The sequence below is a fragment of the Streptomyces liliiviolaceus genome (assembly GCF_018070025.1).
Lineage (GTDB): Bacteria > Actinomycetota > Actinomycetes > Streptomycetales > Streptomycetaceae > Streptomyces > Streptomyces liliiviolaceus.
On record NZ_JAGPYQ010000001.1, the window covers coordinates 4,260,449 to 4,279,790 of the forward strand.

The following is a 19,342-nucleotide window of genomic DNA, read 5'->3' on the forward strand; positions in this document are numbered from 1 at the left end:
ATCGGGGTGGACGGGCGATCGGACGCATCGGCCCGATCTGGGTGCCGGGCCGGTGCGGGGTGGCCGCATCGGCCCGGCCGGTGGAGAGGGCCGTCATGTGTCAGGGGTGCCTCGGTGTTTCAGGCGTGCCCCGGTGCGAGTGGATCGGTGCATGGCGGCCTGGTGACGGTGGCCCTACTTCTTGGAGATGTAGAGGTCCCAGTTGTGACCCATGTCCGTGGCGTAGACGCACTGGTACGCCTTCCATTCCTTGATCTGCACACCGCGGTCGCCGACCTTGATGCAGGTGGACTTGAAGACGTAGTCGCTGTGGTAGGTCCAGTCGGCTGCCAGCGCCTGGCCGACGCACAGAAGGGCCGCCAGAACGGTCGCGGTGAAAGTGACGGCCGTGCGGCCGCCGCGGTTGATACGGATCGACAGGGACATCGGAGTCCTCCTGGTGCTGGGCCGGCCCGGCGTGTTCCGGGCGCTGCTGGACTTGAGCATCGGAGCCGGGTCGGCGCACCGGTAGCGGTTGCCGGTTTCCTGCTCGGCCGGATACCCGTAAACCCGCCTTGACGTGCTCTTTTCCGTCTGCGGTACGCGTCGTGCCCGGGCGTCACCACAGGGCGGCGCGCGCAGTTGAGAGGGGAAGAGGCCGTGTTCGCGGCTGGCGGGCGGTGGGTGGGAAGGGCGTGCGATGGAACCCGAGGGCGATGGCGTCACTTTCGGAGGGGAGCTGCGGCGTCTGCGCGGCGAGGCGGGCATGTCGCTGGCGCATCTCGCTCGGGAGCTGGGGACGGGAAAGGGGTATCTGAGTCGGCTGGAGCGCGGGCTGCAGCGGCCGAGTGAACCGTTCGCCCGGTGCTGCGACCAGGTGCTCGGCGCTGGCGGCGCGCTGCTGGCGCTGGCGGCCGGGCCGGGTGCGGGGGTGTGTCCGTACCCGGGGTTGACGTCGTTTCGCGCGCAGGACACGCGCTGGTTCTTCGGCCGGGAGCGGGCGGCCGCCGATCTGCTGGGACTGCTGTGCGATCCGAGCACGGCCGGGCAGCCGGCGGTGGTGATCGGCCCTTCGGGCGTCGGGAAGTCGTCGCTGCTGCGGGCTGGGCTGGCCGCGGCCGTCGCGCGCGGTGCGCTGCCCGCGCGTGGCCCCGGGACGCCGCAGACCCTGTATCTGACGCCCACCGCGAGCCCGGATGCCGAGCTGCGTGCGTGCGGGGCGCGGCAGCCGCTCGACTCGTACGCGCTGGTGGTCGTGGACCAGTTCGAGGAACTGTTCACCCTGTGCGAGGAACCGGCCGAACGCGAAGCGTTCATCGCGCGGGTGTGCCGCCTGGCCGCCGATGGGCTGCCGGTGGTGCTCGGTGTCCGTGCCGACTTCTACGGGCACTGCCTGGCCCATCCCCCGCTGGTGTCCGCGCTGCGTACGCGTGCGCTGCCACTGGGGCCCATGGGCTTGCCTGAGCTGCGCCGGGCGATCACCGAACCTGCTGCCACCGAGGGGCTGTCGCTGGAGCCGGGGCTGGTGGAGGTGCTCCTGCGGGACCTGGGCGCCACCCCCAGCACCGGACGATGTGATTCCGGGACGCTCCCGCTGCTGTCCCACACGCTGCGCGCCACCTGGCAGCACCGCATGGACAGGGTGCTCACGGTCGCCGGGTACGAGGGCACCGGGGGTGTGCACGGGGCCGTCGCGGCCAGCGCCGAACGCGTCCATGCCCAACTGGAGCCTGAGGACCGGGGTGCGGTGCGGCAGGTGATGCTGAGCATGGTGCGGGTCGGCGACAGCGCGGGGGACGTCCGGGTGCCGGCCGACCGCGACGCGCTCACCCGGTCGGATCCGCGCGCGGACACGGTCGTCGAGGCGTACACCCAGGCCCGGCTGCTGACGGCCGACACCACCAGTGTGGAGATCAGCCACGAGGCCCTGCTGCGGGCCTGGCCGCGGCTGCGCGGATGGATCGACGACGGCCGCACCGCGCTGCGCACCAAGCAGGAGGTCGACGACGCCGCGCGCCGGTGGGCCGAAGGCGGGCGGGACCCGGGACTGCTGTACCGGGGCACCGCGCTCCTGCTCGCCGAGCAGGCCGGACCCGGTACGAGCGTGCACGCCGCCGCGTTCCTGGCCGCCGCCCGCGACCAGGAAGAGCGCCAGGTGCGCACGCAGGCCCGGTTCGTGCGCAGGCTGCGCCATGCCGTCGTCGCGCTGGCCGTGCTCCTGGTCCTGGCCGTCGCCGGCGGACTGATCGCAGTGCAGCAGAAGGCCCTGGCCGACAGCCGTACCCGCCAGGCGTGGTCGCAGCGTGCGGCCAGCCGCGCCGACCAGCTGCGGGCGAGCGATCCCGCGCTCGCGGCGCAGGTCGCGGTGGCGGCCCGGCAGTTCGCCGACACCCCCGAGGCCCGCAGCGCCGTGCTGAGCTCGGGCGGCGCGCCGACAGTCACCCGGCTGGCGGCGTTCACCGAGACCGTCACCGGTTTGGCGGTCGGTGTGCACGACACGGTTCTGGCGACCGCCGACGCCGGCGAGGGCCTGCGCCTGTGGGACCTGACCACGAAACGCACCCCCGTCCCGGCCCTGGACGTGGTCCCGCCCTCCCCCGTCGCGGATCTGGCCTTCGCCGGGCGCACTCTGGTGACCGTTCACGAGGACGGCCTCGTCCGGACCTGGCGGGTGTCCGACGCCCGCACCCTGGGCGAACCGGCCGAGGTCTACCGCCATGACGCGGCCGTGTCGGTGGCGCTCTCGGCCGACGGGCGCACCATCGCCTCCGCCGACGGGGACGGCGGCATCCGGGTGCACCGGCCGAACGGGCGCAGCCCGGTGTCACTGTCGGTCGGGTCCCGACCGGCCGGAGTGGCACTGTCCGGCGCGGGCGACCTGCTCGCCTCGGGCGACATCGGCGGACCGCGTGCCTGGCGGCTCGGATCCGGCGCACCCGAGCCGGTGGACCTGGACGGCGGCTTCGAGGCCAAGAGCGTGGCGGTGCGCCAAGACGGGCGGGAGATGGCCTTCGGCAGCGACGACCACACAGTACGGCTGTGGCGCGCGTTGGGCGCACCGCCCAGGACGCTGCACGAGCACCGGGAGGACGTGTCAGCCCTCACCTACCAGACCTCGGACAGAGGCTCGGGAGAGCTGGTGAGCGGGTCGGTCGACCGCGACGTGCTGGTGTGGCGGGGCGGACGGCCGGCGCAGACTTTGCGGCACCCCGACACGGTGCTGGACATCCGCCCGGCCGGCCGGTTCGTCGTCACGCGCGCCGCCGACAACGTCGTACGCGTGTGGCGGCTTCCCGCACCGGCCGTCGACGCGGGACAGGGCAATCTCCAGGCGGTCGCCTACCGGCCCGACGGGAAACTCCTCGCCACGGCAGGCTGGGACGGCACCGTCGGGCTGTGGGACAGTGCCGACGCCCGCCGTCCACGCCTGATCCGGCGGCTCCGCACGGGCGGGGAGGTGGTGTTCACGCTGGCCATCGCCGACCGGGGCAAGCTGCTGGCCACCGGCGACAAGCGCGGTCGGCTGACACTCTGGGACATCGGGAATCCGGCCGGGGCCACGCACCTGAAGACCGTCACCGCCGTCCACGGCGGAGCCGTCAGCACGGTCGCCCTGTCCCCCGACGGACGCAGGGCCGTGACCGGCGGCCAAGACGGGGTGGCCCGCCTGTGGAATCTCGACGACCCGCGCAGGCCGGTGCTCACCGGCGGCCGCTGCCGCCACACGGAATCGGTGTTCGCGACGGCCTTCACCCGGAACGGGACGCTGCTGGCGACCGGTGGGGTCGACCGGACCGTACGGCTGTGGGACACCACCGACCCCGCCCGCTGCGTGCCGCTGTCCCGGCCCGGCGGTACGCAGGCCGGGACCGTCTCCGGCATCGCGTTCTCGCCGTCCGGGGACCTGCTGGCCACCGGCGGCTACGACAGCACGATCCAACTGTGGGACGTGTCCGACCCGCACAGCCCGCGCTCCCTCGCCCCCCTGCCCGGACACCTCAGCCGGGTCTACGACCTGGCATTCGCTCCCGGCGGGAAGATCCTGGGGACCGTCAGCGCCGACCAGAGCGCCCGGCTGTGGGACGTGTCCGACCCGCACCACCCCACCACCGTCGCCGCCCTCACCGGGCACAAGGCCGGGGTGGAGGGCCTGGCCTTCCACCCCACGCGCCCGCTGCTGTCCACCGTGGGGGACGACGGCGCTCTGCGGTCATGGGACATCCGGCCACAGCCGGTCGCCGCCGGCCTGTGCGCGCGGGCCGGGGCCGTGCTCACCGCCCCGGAGTGGGACCGGCTGCTGCCCGGACTGCCCTACCGCCGCCCCTGCCCCGGCGACGGTGCCTGACCGGGGCCGCGCGCCGTGCGGGCGTCAGCCGCCGCTGCCGTCGACAGCCGCCACGGCGGCCTCGACCGCCTTCGCCCGCGCCGCCGCCGACGCGCGGATTGCCGGCTTGTGCTCCAGGTGGACGAAGAGAGCGCCGGCCGCCCGCGTCTGTGCCCCCACCGGATTGCAGGTGGCCGCCAGGTCCTTGAAACGCCCGCCGCCCGTGTACGTCCCGGCGGTGATCCCGCGCTCCCCCAGCTCACCGCCCAGCCGGGCCAGATGCGCGCCGGGCCGCGGGGCCGCGCCCTGCGTCTTTCGCTCCACCCCGTCACTGATCACGACATCGGGGTACCCGGCCTTGTCCTTGAACCCGTGATACTGCAGCACCCACCCGCCGCGCCGCAGCAGGCTCCTGTGGACCGCCAGGAACGCGCTCCTGTCGTTGCGGGCCATGTCCGAGGCGCTGAAGGCGCACTTCGTGACCGGGCCGCCCGCGTCCCGCTTGGTCCCCGCGACCAGCAGCGCCCGTGCCCCCAGCCGCTGGAACGCCTCCAGGGCGAACTGCTCAGTGTGCAGATCACTCTGCGGATGCGGGGCCTCCACCAGCACCTTCCTCCTCCCCTGCCCCGGATCGATCACGAACGTGCCCCAGCACATCCGGCACGGGACCGCCTCACGCAGTACGCCGTACGTACGTCCCGCGGCCCGGTCACGGACCTCCTCGACCCGATAGCCCGACGACCGTACGGCTGCTGCGGCGTCGGCGAGACGACCCGACCGGATCAGGCCGGCCGCCCTCCCCAGAGCATCGACCTCCCGCTCGTGCCCCTCCACGAAGCGCCCGGAGCCGATGCCCTCGTACACATCCGCCAAGTAGGCCCGCAACGAGACGACCTCCCGCGGCGCCTCCCGGGACGGCACCACAGCAGCCGGCGCCGCCGGAGCCGCCCCGGCCGACAGCACGGACAGCAGAAGGGACGCCGACGCGACCTTCTCGAACCTCTTCATCACAACCCCTTGAAGTCGAATGACTACAGATAGTAGCCGTCTCGTGTATCCTGTTCCCCGAGGGTTCACCGCAGCCGAATGGACGGCTCTCCGGCCGACACCAGCAGCTGACCAGGCCAATAGAACCCCGGCGCGACTCGCGTACCAGCGGTTCAAACACCACTCCCGGCGTCGACGCCGCCCCCACCCCTTGGTAGAGCTCAGCGCCTACTGGAGGACAGCACCGGAGTGCCGGCAGCTTCCCTCCCAGCCCGGCCACCGGACCGACGGCGGGGCTGCGCGCGCCTCGATCTCCGGCCGCGGCCGTACCGCTCATCCCGCAGCGAGACGCTGCTGAGACCACGTCCTTCCAGACGTGCGAGCATGCCGCACCCGAACCTGTACGCCATTGAGGCTCTCCGGCGGCAACCACCGTCGGGTTCACAGGTCACGTCCTCCAGGATTCAGCGAACCCGCGCGCTTCCGCGTTCGACGTCTTGCGCCTGGCGGGCACCGACACCACGGCGTGGACCTACGAGCGGCGCCGCGCGGCCCCTGTGGAGTTGTTCCGCGCGCACCGGCTGGCGGCGGCGTGGGCACTGTGTCCGTCGACCACCGACCCGGCCACCGTGCACGAATGGCTGACCACGTGTACCACGGTCGGGATGGAGGGCGTGGTGTTTAAAAGGCTGGACGGCCCATACCGGCCCACCGCCAGAGGGTGGTTGAAGTACAAGGTGCGCGAGACGACCGAGGCCATCGTCTGCGCCGTCACCGGCCCGACCACGGCACCGCGCACGCTGCTGCTCGGCAGATACGACACCATCGGACGCCTGCAGTACACCGGCCGCACCACCCCCTGCCCCGAACGGCGGCCCGCATCCTCGGTGGTCTACTCACCCCCGCGGGCCCCGAACATCCGTGGCCAAGCTGGTCGTTCTCCGCCGAGTGGGGCACACGCGAGACGCTGGACGTCACGACGGTCCGGCCCGAACTGGTCGTGGAAGTCGGCGTCGATGTCGCCCGCAACGCCTCCGGCCGGTGGGGCCACCCCGCCAGCTGGCACCGTGCCAGGCCTGACCTTGCGTCCGACGACGTCACACTCTTCAACGACCCCGGGTAAGTGTCATCGCTCCGGCCTGTACACAGACGTTCTCACAGGCACACACCAACAGCAGCCATCTCACAAGCATGTCACTACATCCCCGGCACTCCGACTGAAGCATAAAACCAGGCTGGCAGCTTGGTCTCTTCATCCGGCACCGCTGAAATGACCTGCCCAAACGTCAGGCGACGTGCACTCGACAGATCGGCCACGGACAGATTGGCTTCCGTGAAAGTCGCCTCGCGCAGGTTGGCCTCCGTAAAGGTCGCCCGGCGTAGGTTGGCCTTCGTGAGCGTCGCCCCGCGCAGGTAGGCCTCCGTGAACGCCGCCCCAACCAGATCGGTCTCCGTGAGCGTCGCCTCGCGCAGGTTGGCCCCGGTGAAGGTCGCCTTGTGCAGGTTGGCCTCCGTGAAAGTCGCCCCGCGCAGGTAGGCCTCCGTGAACGCCGCCCCAACCAAGTTGGCCCCTGTGAACGTCGCGCTGGGCAAGCTGGCCTCCGTGAAGGTCGCCTTGTACAGCTGGGCACCTGCGAACGTCGTCTTGTACAGCTGGGCTTCGGTGAAGGTCGCCTTGTACAGGTAGGCCCCGGTGAACGTCGCCCCGGACAGGTTCGCCCCCGTGAGGTCAGCTTCGTTGAGTTGGACGCCGGCCAGGTGGAGGCCGCTGAGATCGAGGCGTTCACGCCGGTCGACATGAGTGCGGGACTCGCGGCGGGTAAGAGCTGTAAGCGCGGCCTGTACATCGGCATCCGGCTTGGGAGGCAGCGGGTCGGCGTGCGGACCGCGGTGGGGATCGTCAGGGCCGGGCGGGGGGACGGTGTGAGGGGCTCGGTGGCGGATGAAGTGTCCGAGGACGTGAGCGGCGTCGGTGGCGGCCTGTTCGGGAGCGTCCTGCACAATCTGTTCGAGGGCGAGGATGCCGCCGATGCGGACGTAGATCTCGCCGGAGCCGAGGCGTTCGAGGGCTTTGGTAAAGCGGTCAGTGATCTGGCCGCGGCGGGTGAGGCGGTAGGTGCGGGCGGTGTAGAGCAGGGCGATGCCGGCCCCGAGGGCGGCCGTGAACGCGACCACGGCGGTGCGCAGGCCGGTCACGAGGGCCGCCGACCCCTTCTTCGCCTCAGCCTTGTCGATGGGGTCGGGGCCGATGACGTAGGGACCCCACCAGATCAGCCAGGGCAGCACCACGAACAGCACAAAGGCTCCGGCCACCATCAGAGCAGTCGTTGCCCGCCGCCGGTTGCGCGCCTTCTGCCGGACCCGCGACCGACCCTGATCCAGCTCGGTCATGGCCTCCCAAACGGCCTGACGCTGCAGGCGACGCTCTCGCTGCTCTTGGAGGGCACGCAGGAGGTGGAGTGTTCTCATGCCCCATACATGCCGGTAAGACAGCATCCGGTTGCAACCGAACAACCGACGGACCACAGGCGCGAACAGCGAGCGCCCGTCTGGCACCATCCAGGCCAAGGCCCCTCGTCCAACGACCTCCCCCAGCCTTTCGTTACCGCTCTGAGATGTCGTGGACACGCACAAACGGCAAGCACGGTGCCGTATGCCGGATTCGTCCTACGGCATCAACTTCGGTTCACAACGTACTGACGGCCGTGTGAGCTGCTGAAATAAACTCGTCGAGCCGGTCGCGGAACCGTTCCTGTGCTTCGTCGAAGTCCTCCCGAGCCTGCGGTTTCTCCAGCGAAACATGCCACAGAGCCGAGTTGGCTTCTGCAGCTGCTTCCAGTACAGCGCGAGCGGCTTGGGCTACGGTGTCGGATCCTTCGAGCACGATGACGCGCACGCAGCGCATGAGCGGGTCGAAGCCGTCGCGCAGTTGCACCCGGGTCTCCTCGATACGGGTCAGCCGGGCTGCGTGATCGGTGAGCTGCACGTAGGCATCACCGACACGCCAGTACAACTCGCCGATCACATGGGCCTGCTCCATCAAATCCAAGTAGGCGATACGCCGGCTGCTTCGTAAGTGGTCCCGGCGCTGTCCCTCGATGGACGTCTCCGCCTGGACTCTCGCCGCCCGCGCGTTGCCGACCGTGGTCACCCAGCTCGCCAGGACCGCTGTGCCGCCAGTGAAGACCGCTACCCACACCGTGCTGTCCCCCCACCACTAGCCCAGTGTCGACGCCGCACTCCAGGCTGTCGAGACGGCCTCCGTTCTCTGCCCGGTCTGCAACCAGCCATGTGTCTCCGTCAGTTCCGTCGGGCCTGAGCCCACGTCTGTCCCTGCGTCAAACTGAACGGCGCGGCCTGCGCCGGCGACCCGTCGGTCGTCCTGGTCATGCACAGCGAGGTATACACGTCGGTTTCCGACATGGCATCAGTCCGTCTGCTCATGGGCGCGGCGCGGAGCAGAATGCGCGGATTCCTTCCGGCTCTTCACGAGTGGGCCGGCGCGTCGGTCCGCAGATGAGTGAGCAGGGCCCGTACCTGCTCGGGGTCGTCGCCGTCCGTGGTGAAGGACAAGATCGCCTGCAGAACGTGACGGGCGCGGTCGCCGGTGGTCTGGACGTCGTCGCCTGCGCTGGTCGCCCAGCCGGAAATCATGCTCAACGCCACGGTGGTCATGTGAGAGATGAGGCCCTGCCGCAGCTCGGCCACTGCTCTGTCCTGCTCGGCGCCCTCCAGGCGGGCGATGCCGGTGACCACCAGCAGCATGTTCTGCACCCGGCTGGCACCGTAGCGGGCCACCAACACCGCCAGCGGCAGCTCACTCTGACCGCCACCCACCAGAACGGCCAGCGCGTCATCCTCATCGGCCCATGCCGCTTCCAGCGTCGCGATCACCCGCATGACCTCATCCGCGGTCAGCTCCGGTTCCATGGACGGCACCGTAGCCATCCCGCACCGTTCCGGGGGGGTCTTACACAGCTTCTGGGAGGCAGGGCCCGGTGACGGGCGTTGTACGACGGGTCCGGCTGGCAGGTCGTTCGGTGGCGCGGCTGGGAGGGTGTGGGAGAGCGCCGGTGCTGTAGCCGGAGCGGGTCCTCGCATCCGCGAGCACCCGCCACCGGAACGCGGGAAGGCGTCCTTTTTATCCTTTTTATCTCGCTTTGGTGCTGGAGGTGGGTCCGGGCAGTCGTGCAGCCGTTGGCGCTCCACGGCGACAGGTACCTCATTTGGTACCGGACGGGGTACCTTGGAGATATGCCTGCACTCAACGTGGAATTCAGCGAAGAAGAGATGGCGCGGCTGCGTGATCGGGCGGCTCTGACGGGCCGGAGCCTGAAGCAGCACGTGCACGACGTGACGGTGGAGGAAGCCGACCGGCTCGCCTTCGTGGAAGGCGCCGTTGCCGAGGCGGCCCGGGTCCTGCCCGGCATCGAGGCGCGCTTCCCCGCAGGGCAGCGGTGAGCGCGATCATCCGTGTCGACGTCGGCTGGGTCCTGCAGGTCCAGTCCGCGATCTCCCCGCTGAACGTGCCCATCGCCGACTGGGGCGCCCTGGGGTTCATGGCCGACCGGCACACCTTCGCGCGCGAGCGCGGCGTCCCCTACTACGAGGAACCCGCGGCCCGGGCCGCGACCTTCCTACACACCGCGCTGCTGCTGCGCCCCTTCACCGACTACAACCTCGTCATCGGATGGGCCTGCACCAGCCAGTACATGCACCTCTCCGGCCAGCCCCTGCAGGCCAAGGACGACGACCTGTACGACCTCGCCCAGGCCGTCCGTGCGCAGGAAGCCGATCTGCGGGCCATCGCGCAGCGCCTGGAAGCCTGGCGCAGCCGGTGACCCCCGTGCAGGGATCTGCATTCGTCAGCTACATGCCGCCCGTCGGCGGAGCGAAGCAGACGCTGCCCGAACTGACGGACCACTGCCGCCCGGCCGGAGAGAAGACGCATCCAGAGCACGCCTACCCCTCCACCGGCCCAGCGATCTGCCGTCGCTGCGGCATGGAGGAGAAAGCAGGGGCCGGCATGTGATCCGTGACTTCGGGTGATCGCTCAGATGCCGCAGAGGGCTTCTTCCTGCACCGCGTTCAGGGGCGGCTGCGTTGTCTGTCTGACGTTCCCGGCCGCAGGCCGGGGTGCCCTCCGGAGGAACCGTGCAGTTCACTGTCCTGCCGGTCCGCGGGCAGCCCGCCTCCCCCGTGCCGGGGCAGGCCTTCCCGGTCCAGGACAACGGGGACGACTACAGCCTCAAGACGGCTTTCCAGTTGCTGTATGCCGATCCGGACAGTGCGGTCAGGGAGATCGGCGGGGTCACGATCGGGCGGCCGGGTGCAGGGGGCGCCGCAGACGGTGCAGTGGGCGTGGGCGAGGGAGAGCGCGGAGGCCGGGGTGTGGGCGCGGGCGGGCCCGGCCGGGCAGAGCGTGTCCTCGATGACGGCGGCCGGGGCGGGCCGGGGCGGCACGCACGGACACGGTGGCGTGGCGGTGGCGGGGTGTTCGCTCAGGAGCGGTCCGGTGCGGCCGCGGGGCGGGTGCGGCGGCCGTCGGGCCGGCGGCCGATCTCGCGGGCGACGGTGTCGAGTTCGCTGCTGCTGTAGGCGGTGCGGATGCCGGAGGGGGTCATGCCGGTGGCCTGGGCGAGGGCGTCGAGTTTGTAGGGGCGGTCGCCGTGGAACTCGCGGCCGTAGGCGAGGAGATGGCGGATCTCGCGGTCGGCGGCCTCGCGGCGGGCGCGGGCGTTGCCGAGGGCGAGCAGCAGGGCGTCCTCGCCGAGGCCGTCGCACTGGGCTTCGAGGGCGGATGCGTCGGCGGTGCGGGCCCGTTCGGCCTGTTCGCGCACGTCGGGGTAGAGCTCTTCGGGTGTGACGTCGCCGGGCTGCGGCAGCGGGATGCGGATGGCTGTGATGTCACCGATCAAATCCATAAATGCGATTGTCGCAAAATACTGTGATGATCGCAATAGTGGGGTTGGACGCCCTGTGAGCGCCGGGGCCACTTGTCCCAGGCGTCAGGAGCGGGCGACGGACCGGTGAGGCATGTGCTTCTCGGGCACCGTGCCCGAAGCAGCTGCACCGAGGCCGTTCATGACCGGGTGCTGCCAGAGCGATCGCCCCCGGTACGAGCAGCAGCCACCGGGAGCCCGGACACCGGCAGCTGCCCGTCACCCAGGCTGCCGGAAGGGGCCGGTCCGCAATGCTGTCCCGGGCGGCGGAACCACCGCCCGCCGGGCGCCCGGCATCCGCCCGGGCACGGCACGGCGGGATCCCGGGCCCGCCCCCTGCGGCGGTGCCGGGCCGCAGGCGGGAACCAGCCGGGTTGCGCAGGGAGTTGCGCCTGCGCAAGACGTCCTCCGCGGCAAGGGAGCCGTCATGAACCACCCGTGCGGAACGCCGTCACCAGGAGCGTGTCGGCGCCCCGCGGGTCTGCCCGGCCGGACAGCACCTCGGTGCGGATCCGGGTGAACCCGGCTTCATCGAGGAGTTTCGTCCACACGTGTTCCTGGAGCACCCAGCGGCGCAGGGTGGCGGTCTCACCGTGCGGTGTCTTCGCGGCGATGTCGGTGTGCTGCACGTCAAGGCGGGCGGGCGCGCCGCCGAGGTGATGGGCGAGGGTGGAGAACACCAGCCGCCCGCCGGGGCGCAGCGCGCGTGCCACTGCGGGCAGCAGGCCGTACGGGTCGGTGAAGTCGGCGGCGCCGAAGACGCTGTAGAGCACGTCGTAGATGCCCGCGCTGGTGTGCAGATGCTCGGTCACGTCACGGTGGATCAGGCGCAGGCGCGGGGCGAGATGGCCGTACAGGGTGCCGGCCGCGGCGTGCTGGGCGGGCGAGGCGTCGACGGCGTCGATACGGGCGGGCCGGTGGTGGACGGCCAAGTGGGCGGCGTGCCGGGCGGCCCCGGCGCCGAGGTCGCCCACGCACCGGCCGGTGACCGTGCCGAGGAGGTCGATTCCGGGGCCGCTGTCCTGGCCCCAGGTCCACAAAAAGCGGTCGGGCACGGCGTGGTCGGTGGCGTTGCGGGCGCGGCCGTAGTGGTGCCAGAGGTCTGGGGTGGGGACGGTCACCCGGCCCACCCTGGCGGGCACGGCCGGCAGGCGGGCGCATTCGGCGAAATCCCACCCGGAACGCGCACAAGCGGTCCCGGCCGAGTGGCCGGGACCCCTGTGCCCCGTGCGGGGGATTCTTATACGCCGGGGGTGATATCCGGGTCTCTCAGCCCCTTCATGAGCTCGGTGATGACCTCGCGGTCCCGCTCCTCGTCGCTGTACGGGCCTGGTGCGGCGGTCTCCTGACGGGGCGCGAAGCGTGGCACCTTGCGAAGCGTGGCGAACCGGTCGACCCACTTCTGGACGGTGGCGAAGTCCTCAGCGAACTCGTCGTCCGCGCCACCTTCATAGCCCTGGTCGAACAGAAACTGCAGCAGCGTCTCCAGCGGATGAGCGTCGAACAAGGATGCATCCTCACCGGCGACCAGGTGAAGCGCCTCGAGCGCGCACTCGACGAGAGCCTCCAGCAGGGGGCCGCTCAGCGAGCCGCCGGGAACCTCCTTCAGGTTTTCATAGAGGCCGATGGCCCCGTACCAGTTGCCGCCCTCGACCTGCTCCGCCAGGTCCAGCCGGATTGCGTCCGCTACTTCACCGGCGAAGCGCGCCACGTCCTTATGGGCGATGAGCCGGCTGCCTGTCATGGCATGCACCAGACTGACGAGGTGCTCGACGTGCTCGCCGTGCCAGTGGTCCGGGCCCCTCTCCTTGACGACATGCGCCGCCAGCGGAGCGGAGTCCAACAGCTCGGCAGTCTCCAGGATCCACTGGAGGTTGGACGCCTCGCTCTCGTCTGCGACTTCAGGGGACCACTCAATGAATTCCGCCGTCCCCAGCACCGCGGACTCGGTCCGTGCGGCTTCCGCCTTGAGTTGGGCGAGAATGCCGGCCCCGTCCGCTATTCCGGCCGCGTCGATCAGGCTGTGAATCTGCACCGGGTCGACCAGCGCGCCCAGGAGCGCGGCCATCGGGGCCCGCCCGGCGTCGAGATGGAAGCGGAGGTAGTCCGCGATCGACGGATTGTGGAAGGACACCGTGTGCTGCGCAACGGCGACCATCGTGCCGTCCAGCACCTGCAGCGCCCGGTGGAAGGCCCGGACGTCTGCCTCCAGCCCACGCTCCTTGCGATACCAGGACCAGGATTCGCTCAGCGTGTCCAGTGTGGCCGTGCGCAGGGTGAAGAGAACTTCGAGCAGATGCACCGCGGCGTCGGTCAAATCGTTCTCCACGATCCGCTCCCAGATGCGGCGGGGATCGTCAAGGTTCTTCCGTACGGCGGCGGCGACGTCCTGCTCCTGCCGAGCGGCGAGCCGGAGCGTCTCCTCGATCAGTCGGGGGCTGAAGTTGGGGTGCTCGACGATGGGCTGCCACACTGCCCGGTCGGCGAACGGCCTCTTCTGCTCGGCGGGCAGCTCCGCGTGGTGGACGTGGTTGTAGAGGATCTGGCCCCTGACACCGAGGCTCAGGTCGGTGAGGTGGACGACGCTGGTCGCCCGTGTGACGTCCGGGGTGCCGAGCCTGTCGTGCTTCAGCAAAGCGTGCTCCAGAATGTAGTCACGGGTCGTCATCACCAGTGCCTTGTCCGGAGCCTCCTGGATTTCCCGGATGATGTCGATGAGGCGGGCGTCCTCGTTCTTGTTGAGCTGGGACTCCAGCGTCGTCTGGCCCAGGAAGTCGTCATAAAGGAACAGTTGGGGCGTGTCCTCGCGCCACAGCGCCGCGATCTCCTCGGCATCCTGCGAGATCTCATGCACCTCGTACCCGTTGCCCATGAGCCACGCAGCGAGCATCAGGGCCACCGTCGTCTTGCCCACCCCCGGGATCCCGGCGATGACGCAGACGCGCTGCTCGTCCAGGATGGCCTTCGCCCGGTCGAAGCCTTCGTGCGGGACGAAGGTGTCCGCCGCGCGCGGGATCCGCTTGCGCAACCAGGACGAGCGCACGTACTTCTCCTGGTTCAGCACCGTCTGCAGTACGGCGGTGCCGCTCAGCCAGAGACGGAAGTGGCGCCGGACCAGCTCGGGTCTGCTCTGCAGTTCGGCGACGATCTCGTCCACACCGTAGAGGTCGCCGGTGGTGCGCACGTAAGGAGCGAACGCATCGCGAATCGTGTCCTTGCCGTCGACGGTCAGGCCCACGCTCGTGGCGATGAGGTACCGGGCCGGCTTCAGCGCGAGGACCTTGGGCAGCTCCTCCTTGACCAGGCGCCTCGTCAGCGTCGCCTGCGCAGCCTTGGGCCAGTGCTTGCACTGGACGACCGTCATGGTTCCGTCCGCCGCCGTGTGACGCAGATCGATCCCCCGGTCCCGGCCGCGTGGGAAGAGCTCTAGCGGCATGCCGAGAATCTCACCGAAAAGATCCCGGCAGACGACCTCGAAATCATGGTCCGTCAGGCGTCCCAAGTCGAAAGAATCCATACCGCCTTCGCACAATCGCAGTGGTGCCGTCGGGCCCCATTCTCCACCGGCCGACCACCACCACAACTCTGACCATCTCAGACGGACTCCACCCGCTCCGATCCCATGATCGTCAGGCGGTTCCTGGTAGCACATCCGGGACGGCCGGGGCTGTTTCGTGGCTGCCTCGCCTGGAGGCTCGCCGCCGAGGCCACCGTGTGCACGGTGGCCGACCGCGTGTGGCGTCCATCAGATGAGGTTGTCGTCACCGGTGGAGACCCGGAACGCTTGCCCCAGGCGGTGGGTGGCTTGCTGCCGCCTTGGGCGAGCGTCTGAAGCGGGAACGGCTAGAGAGTGACTCCCCGATCATGACTCTCGGCCATACTGCCTATATGTCCTCGTCACTTCGGCCTCCTGCGCTGCGTCCCTGCGAGAGCTGTCCTTATCGGCGTGATGTGCCTGCGGGGATCTGGGCCAGTGAGGAGTATGCGAAGCTCCGGCGTTACGACGCCGACACTCCTGATCAGCCCACAGGGCTGTTCCAGTGTCATCAGGCCGATGCAGACAGTGCTGTCCGGCGCGTCTGTGGCGGGTGGGCTGGGTGCCACGAGGGCAGGGAACTGCTCGCCCTACGCTTGGCGTTGCTCGATGGCCGCATCGATACCGTCACGTACAAGGCTGTGGTCGAGTACGTGTCGCCGGTGCCGCTGTTCTCGTCGGGCAGCGAGGCAGGAGCTCACGGGGAATCGGGCATCGAAACGCCGGATGAGAGGGCCCGCCGCCTGATTAACAAGATCAATCGGACACGCAACGACCTCGTGCAGTAGAAGTTCTTGGTCAACAACGGAGCCAGATGAGGAGTGCGGCCGCAGTGACGGTGCCGAGGTAGATGTCTCGGCGTTTGTCATAGCGGGTGGCGACGGCTCGGAACTGCTTGATCTTGTTGATCGCTCGCTCGACGGTGTTCCTCGCTTTGTACCGGGTCTTGTCGAAGCCTGGCGGTCGGCTGCCGTCTGAACCTCGGCGGCAACGGGCAGTTCTGGAGTCGCTTTTCTCCGGGAGCACGTGCCGGATGCCGCGTCGGCGCAGGTCGCTACGGATCAGGCTGTTGCTGTACGCCTTGTCGGCACCGACGCTGTCCGGCAGTCTCCGTGGTCGGCCCGTGCCGAGTCGCGGAACGCGGATCTTGTCCATGCCCGCTTCGAACTGCGTGCAGTCCGCCCGTTGTCCGGGGGTGAGGACCAGGGAGAGCGGGCGGCATCTGCCGTCTGCCGCCAGATGATTTTTGAGTCAGCCCGCCGCGGGAGCGGCCGAGGGCCTCACCGGCCGCTCCGCCTCATCCAGGAACAGGCGTCGGCGCATGTGCGCACGCAAGTGAACTAATCTTTACAGGGCCCCTTTTGATGCATGCGGGGGTGCTGGTGGCGGATCGGTCGAGGCGCCGGCGGCGTGCTGGTGGGCCGGATCGAGGTGGAGTCGACGTTGATGTTCCAGTCGATGTCACCCACCGCGTCGGCGACGGCCTGGACGTGCTGGAGCAGTCGGTCCCAGGTGCCTTCGGCCGACCACCGGGCATGGCGCTTATGGATGGTCTGCCATGGGCCGAAATGCTTGGGCAGCTTGCGCCACTGGCAGCCGGTGCTGAGCCGATGAATGATTCCGTTGATCACCTGCCGGTGATCCCGCCACCGGCCGCACCGGTTGTCACTCCTGGGGAGCAGCGGTTCAAGCACTGCCCACTCGCCGTCCGTGAGATCTCCCCTTGCGTCTTCCACTCGGTGACAGGCTCGCCGTAGAGGTCGTCGATGCTGGACTGGTCGGCGAGGTCGACCACCAGCGTGCCCGGTGCTGAAAGCGGCTGCAGCGGCGAGCCAAGCGTCAGCAGCAGGCCGTCACCGCGGAGTTGGCCGGTCCATTCCATGGCACCCTGACTGATCAGCCAGGTGATCGACTCGGTTGAGAGCATGACTCACTCCCGAAGATGTAGGCAGCGCTGTGGGCATCGCCTTTCGGATCGAAGGCAGATGCTGAAATGTTCCCCGGGATAGTCCGCGATATCTATATGTCCGATAGGACATTTTAAGGTTTTCTCGGGGTGAAATGCGGAGAAGTTCAGTTCTGCTGGCCGTGCGAACAGTGCAAGCTGGTTGCGGCCGCATCAGGGAAGGAGCGTGATGGTGCCGTCGTTGCCGTCCGGACCGTTGAAGGTGCCGGGCCCGGAAGGGTTCCGCGCTGACCTGATGGCCTGTTCCCCGGACTTGCTGGATCTGACCTGGGACCAGATGAGGACGCTGATCGTCGTCCGTGAGGCGGGGACCGCGCTGGCCGCGGCGAAGGTCCTCGGGCGTGAGCAGTCCAGCGTGCAGAAGCAGCTCGACATCCTCAATCGCAACTTCCAGGCTCTCACCGGTGAGTTGCTGGTGGTCAAGCAGGGACGGGGCAGGGACTTCCTGTTCACCCCGACCGGTCTGGAGGTCGTCGAGCGGGCCCGGGCGACGTTCGCCGACTGGCTGCAGGGCATCGCCGACTCCCGCCGCCGGCTCGGCTCGACGCTGACGGTGGGTACGACCGAGTTCACCCTCGGATTCCTGGGGCGGGTGTGGGAGAGGGTAGCCCCGCAGCTGCTGGAGCGGGAGGTCGAGCTGAAGGTCGTGCATGTGCGGACCCGCGACTTCTGGAAACGCCTGGACTCCAACCAGGTCGACCTGCTGTGCGGCGGGCTTGCGGCCGAGGCCGCCGCCGAGCGAGTCGCCCCCGAGTACGACTTCCTCGAATGGCATCGCGAAGGCCTGGCCCTGCTGACGAACCTCACGGTGCGCGAGCTCGCCGCCAGGACCGTCGGCGTCGACCGGCTGCGGACGCTGCCGCTGGTCATCCCCTCCCACGGGGTGATAACCGACTTCGTCGAGCGCTGGTACGGCCCGGACTTCCGTTCGCAGCTGCAGATCGCCGCCGAGATCGACGACATCTATTACGGACTTGCCCTGCTGCGATCCCGCATGACCTATGGGTGCATGCTGTGTGCCCGCTCCATCGGCGAGGCTGCCGTCGACGGGCGCCTGCCCACCAGCGAAGACTTCCGGCTCATCGACTTCGCCGACGACTTCGACCCCATGCTCCAGCTGATTTCCGGTGTCTTCGCCCGCAAGGGCGAACGCGAAACCTATGACGCCTCCCACCCGCTCAACGTCCTTTGGGACGCCTTCCGTGACGAGGCCGCCTCCGGTAGGCCCCTGCCCCTGTGACCTTAAGGACCCCTCGTGCTGCTGGCCTCGGTCAACCTCAACAAGCGTCTCGGCGCCGCCGGCGCCCGCGCTAACCTCGCCGCCTGGCTCCGCGAGCACGGTGTGACGGCCCTGCTCGCCCAGGAGCCATTCAAGCCCGCCGACCGGACACCGCCCGCGCTCGGCGGCTTCACCTTCGCCGGCGGCGACGGACACCTGGCCGCCTGGACCAGCGAAGACCTCGCCCCTGCGGCCGTATCCTCACCCAGGACGTGGGTCCAGCGGATCGAGCTGGAGTGGCTGGCCGTCCTCCAGGTGCATCTCGACGCCTATGCCGGCACCGCCCGGGTCGCCCAGCTGGCCGAACTCGCTGCCATGGCCGCCGCCCAGGACGGTCGCCCTCTGCTGATCTGCGGGGACTTCAACCTCGCCCCCCGCCCCGAGGACGGCCTGTTCGGCGAGGAAATCAGCACCTTCACCACCGACGCCGAACGCAAGTCGCTGCAACAGCTGATGCAGGGAGCGGGTCTGGTCGACACCACCGCCGAGACAGCGCCCGCCTTCACTTTCGAGCGGGTCTTCTCCGGCAAGCCCAGCCGCTTCCGCTGCGACCTCGCCCTGCTCAGCGACCATCTGACCGCGACAACCACCATCACCCCGGACGCGACCGTGCGGACCGGCCCCAGAGCGTTCACCGACCACTCCGCGCTCCTGATCGACCTGCCCGTCACCGGCCAGGCGGGCGAGCCGGACGACGTGCTCTTCGCGCTGAGCGAGCTCACCGGGCACAACTCCGCAGCCCCGGCCCAGAGGGAGTACAAGCCCCACAGGACGGCAATGAGCCGCCAGGCCCCCTCCCCGGCCTCCCGAGCCGTAACCGAGCACCTGACCGGCCCCCTCGGCGTCAGAAGCGTCCTGGACCACGGCTGTGGCCGCGGCGCCGACATCGCCCACTACCGCTCGGCGGGCCTGGATGCCGAAGGCTTCGACCCGCACGACGACTTCGGCTGGCCCCGCCCCGAGCGGACCGGCTTCGACCTGGTCACCTCGATGTTCGTCCTCAACGTGCTGCCCGACCCCTGGCAGCGGATCCAGGCACTCAAAGACGCGGCGTCCTTCGCCCGCCCCGGCGGCCATGTCGTGGTCGTCACCCGCTCACCGGAGGAGATCACCAAGGCTGCCGCGGACGGCGGCTGGACGGCCCACCACGACGGCTTCTGGTCCAGCCAGAGCAAAGGGACCTTCCAGCGCGGCATCGACCCAGGAGAGATCACCGCCCTCGCCCGCCGGGCCGGCCTCACCCCCGCCGCCGTCCCCGGGCTGCCGCTGCCCGGGGTCTGCCATGCCGTCCTGGCCAAGCCCCGGACGTGAATCGCGTACCAACCAACGT

18 protein-coding genes and 1 pseudogene are annotated in these 19,342 nt (G+C 69.7%); 8 read left to right on the forward strand and 11 right to left on the reverse strand.

The features are described 5' to 3' along the window. Positions 1-174: 174 nt before the first annotated feature. Positions 175-426, reverse strand: a complete 252-nt coding sequence (locus tag J8N05_RS18665) for a hypothetical protein (RefSeq protein WP_210884196.1) — start codon at positions 424-426, stop codon at positions 175-177. Positions 427-679: 253 nt separating this feature from the next. Here J8N05_RS18665 and J8N05_RS18670 point away from each other — a divergent pair, with 253 nt between their 5' ends. Then, positions 680-4,324 carry an nSTAND1 domain-containing NTPase gene (locus J8N05_RS18670; RefSeq protein WP_210884197.1) on the forward strand — a complete coding sequence of 1,215 codons (3,645 nt, stop codon included), beginning with the start codon at positions 680-682 and terminating at the stop codon, positions 4,322-4,324. Positions 4,325-4,348: 24 nt separating this feature from the next. Here J8N05_RS18670 and J8N05_RS18675 read toward each other — a convergent pair whose 3' ends face one another. Then, a complete protein-coding gene (locus tag J8N05_RS18675) occupies positions 4,349-5,311 on the reverse strand; it encodes a hypothetical protein (RefSeq protein ID WP_210884199.1) in 963 nt (320 codons plus the stop codon). A 476-nt stretch (positions 5,312-5,787) separates the two neighbouring features. Here J8N05_RS18675 and J8N05_RS18680 point away from each other — a divergent pair, with 476 nt between their 5' ends. Then, positions 5,788-6,564: an ATP-dependent DNA ligase gene (locus J8N05_RS18680; protein WP_247706321.1), complete on the forward strand. Its 777-nt coding sequence runs from the start codon at positions 5,788-5,790 to the stop codon at positions 6,562-6,564. Here the strand turns inward: J8N05_RS18680 and J8N05_RS18685 are convergent. From J8N05_RS18685 to J8N05_RS18695, 3 genes are all read right to left on the reverse strand, one after another. Next, positions 6,488-7,681 (reverse strand): pentapeptide repeat-containing protein, encoded by a 1,194-nt coding sequence (locus tag J8N05_RS18685; RefSeq protein ID WP_210884201.1) that lies wholly within the window; start codon positions 7,679-7,681, stop codon positions 6,488-6,490. The two genes, J8N05_RS18680 and J8N05_RS18685, sit on opposite strands and share 77 nt — an antisense overlap. A 295-nt stretch (positions 7,682-7,976) precedes the next feature. Then, complete coding sequence (locus J8N05_RS18690; RefSeq protein ID WP_247706322.1) at positions 7,977-8,441, reverse strand: hypothetical protein; 465 nt, start codon at positions 8,439-8,441, stop codon at positions 7,977-7,979. Between the two features lie 335 nt (positions 8,442-8,776). Then, complete coding sequence (locus tag J8N05_RS18695; RefSeq protein ID WP_210884205.1) at positions 8,777-9,220, reverse strand: hypothetical protein; 444 nt, start codon at positions 9,218-9,220, stop codon at positions 8,777-8,779. 324 nt (positions 9,221-9,544) lie between these two features. On the opposite strand from J8N05_RS18695, the gene J8N05_RS18700 reads away from it, so the two are divergent. The 3 genes from J8N05_RS18700 to J8N05_RS18710 are packed head-to-tail and all read left to right on the forward strand — an operon-like array spanning position 9,545 to position 10,322. Beyond that, the gene (locus J8N05_RS18700) at positions 9,545-9,751 is read left to right on the forward strand and encodes a hypothetical protein (RefSeq protein ID WP_210884207.1); all 207 of its coding nucleotides are present in this window, start codon (positions 9,545-9,547) and stop codon (positions 9,749-9,751) included. Next, complete coding sequence (locus tag J8N05_RS18705; protein ID WP_210884209.1) at positions 9,748-10,131, forward strand: hypothetical protein; 384 nt, start codon at positions 9,748-9,750, stop codon at positions 10,129-10,131. The genes J8N05_RS18700 and J8N05_RS18705 overlap by 4 nt, the downstream gene beginning before the upstream one ends. Positions 10,132-10,136: 5 nt before the next feature. Then, on the forward strand, positions 10,137-10,322 hold the full coding sequence (locus J8N05_RS18710; protein WP_210884214.1) for a hypothetical protein: 186 nt from the start codon (positions 10,137-10,139) through the stop codon (positions 10,320-10,322). A 56-nt stretch (positions 10,323-10,378) separates the two neighbouring features. Here J8N05_RS18710 and J8N05_RS18715 read toward each other — a convergent pair whose 3' ends face one another. The 4 genes from J8N05_RS18715 to J8N05_RS18730 all read right to left on the reverse strand — a co-directional run bounded on the left by J8N05_RS18715 (position 10,379) and on the right by J8N05_RS18730 (position 14,749). Further along, positions 10,379-10,753 (reverse strand): hypothetical protein, encoded by a 375-nt coding sequence (locus J8N05_RS18715; RefSeq protein ID WP_210884215.1) that lies wholly within the window; start codon positions 10,751-10,753, stop codon positions 10,379-10,381. 38 nt (positions 10,754-10,791) lie between these two features. Continuing rightward, the gene (locus J8N05_RS18720) at positions 10,792-11,214 is read right to left on the reverse strand and encodes a hypothetical protein (protein WP_210884216.1); all 423 of its coding nucleotides are present in this window, start codon (positions 11,212-11,214) and stop codon (positions 10,792-10,794) included. Positions 11,215-11,657: 443 nt separating this feature from the next. Next, the gene (locus J8N05_RS18725) at positions 11,658-12,353 is read right to left on the reverse strand and encodes a class I SAM-dependent methyltransferase (protein ID WP_210884217.1); all 696 of its coding nucleotides are present in this window, start codon (positions 12,351-12,353) and stop codon (positions 11,658-11,660) included. 119 nt (positions 12,354-12,472) lie between these two features. After that, positions 12,473-14,749, reverse strand: a complete 2,277-nt coding sequence (locus J8N05_RS18730) for an nSTAND3 domain-containing NTPase (RefSeq protein WP_282108153.1) — start codon at positions 14,747-14,749, stop codon at positions 12,473-12,475. Between the two features lie 371 nt (positions 14,750-15,120). On the opposite strand from J8N05_RS18730, the gene J8N05_RS18735 reads away from it, so the two are divergent. Then, on the forward strand, positions 15,121-15,555 hold the full coding sequence (locus J8N05_RS18735) for a DUF6283 family protein (protein WP_282108154.1): 435 nt from the start codon (positions 15,121-15,123) through the stop codon (positions 15,553-15,555). A 10-nt stretch (positions 15,556-15,565) separates the two neighbouring features. Here J8N05_RS18735 and J8N05_RS18740 read toward each other — a convergent pair. Together J8N05_RS18740 and J8N05_RS18745 are read right to left on the reverse strand one after the other, a co-directional pair. Continuing rightward, a pseudogene (locus J8N05_RS18740) lies at positions 15,566-16,503 on the reverse strand (IS5 family transposase). Further along, entirely contained in the window at positions 16,395-16,694 is a 300-nt protein-coding gene (locus J8N05_RS18745; protein WP_210884230.1) for a hypothetical protein, read from the reverse strand. The pseudogene J8N05_RS18740 and the gene J8N05_RS18745 overlap by 109 nt, the downstream one beginning before the upstream one ends. Positions 16,695-16,968: 274 nt before the next feature. Here J8N05_RS18745 and J8N05_RS18750 point away from each other — a divergent pair, with 274 nt between their 5' ends. Both J8N05_RS18750 and J8N05_RS18755 read left to right on the forward strand, forming a co-directional pair. Further along, positions 16,969-17,973: a LysR family transcriptional regulator gene (locus tag J8N05_RS18750; protein WP_210884232.1), complete on the forward strand. Its 1,005-nt coding sequence runs from the start codon at positions 16,969-16,971 to the stop codon at positions 17,971-17,973. Between the two features lie 15 nt (positions 17,974-17,988). Further along, on the forward strand, positions 17,989-19,323 hold the full coding sequence (locus J8N05_RS18755) for a methyltransferase domain-containing protein (RefSeq protein WP_210884233.1): 1,335 nt from the start codon (positions 17,989-17,991) through the stop codon (positions 19,321-19,323). Positions 19,324-19,342 lie beyond the last annotated feature (19 nt).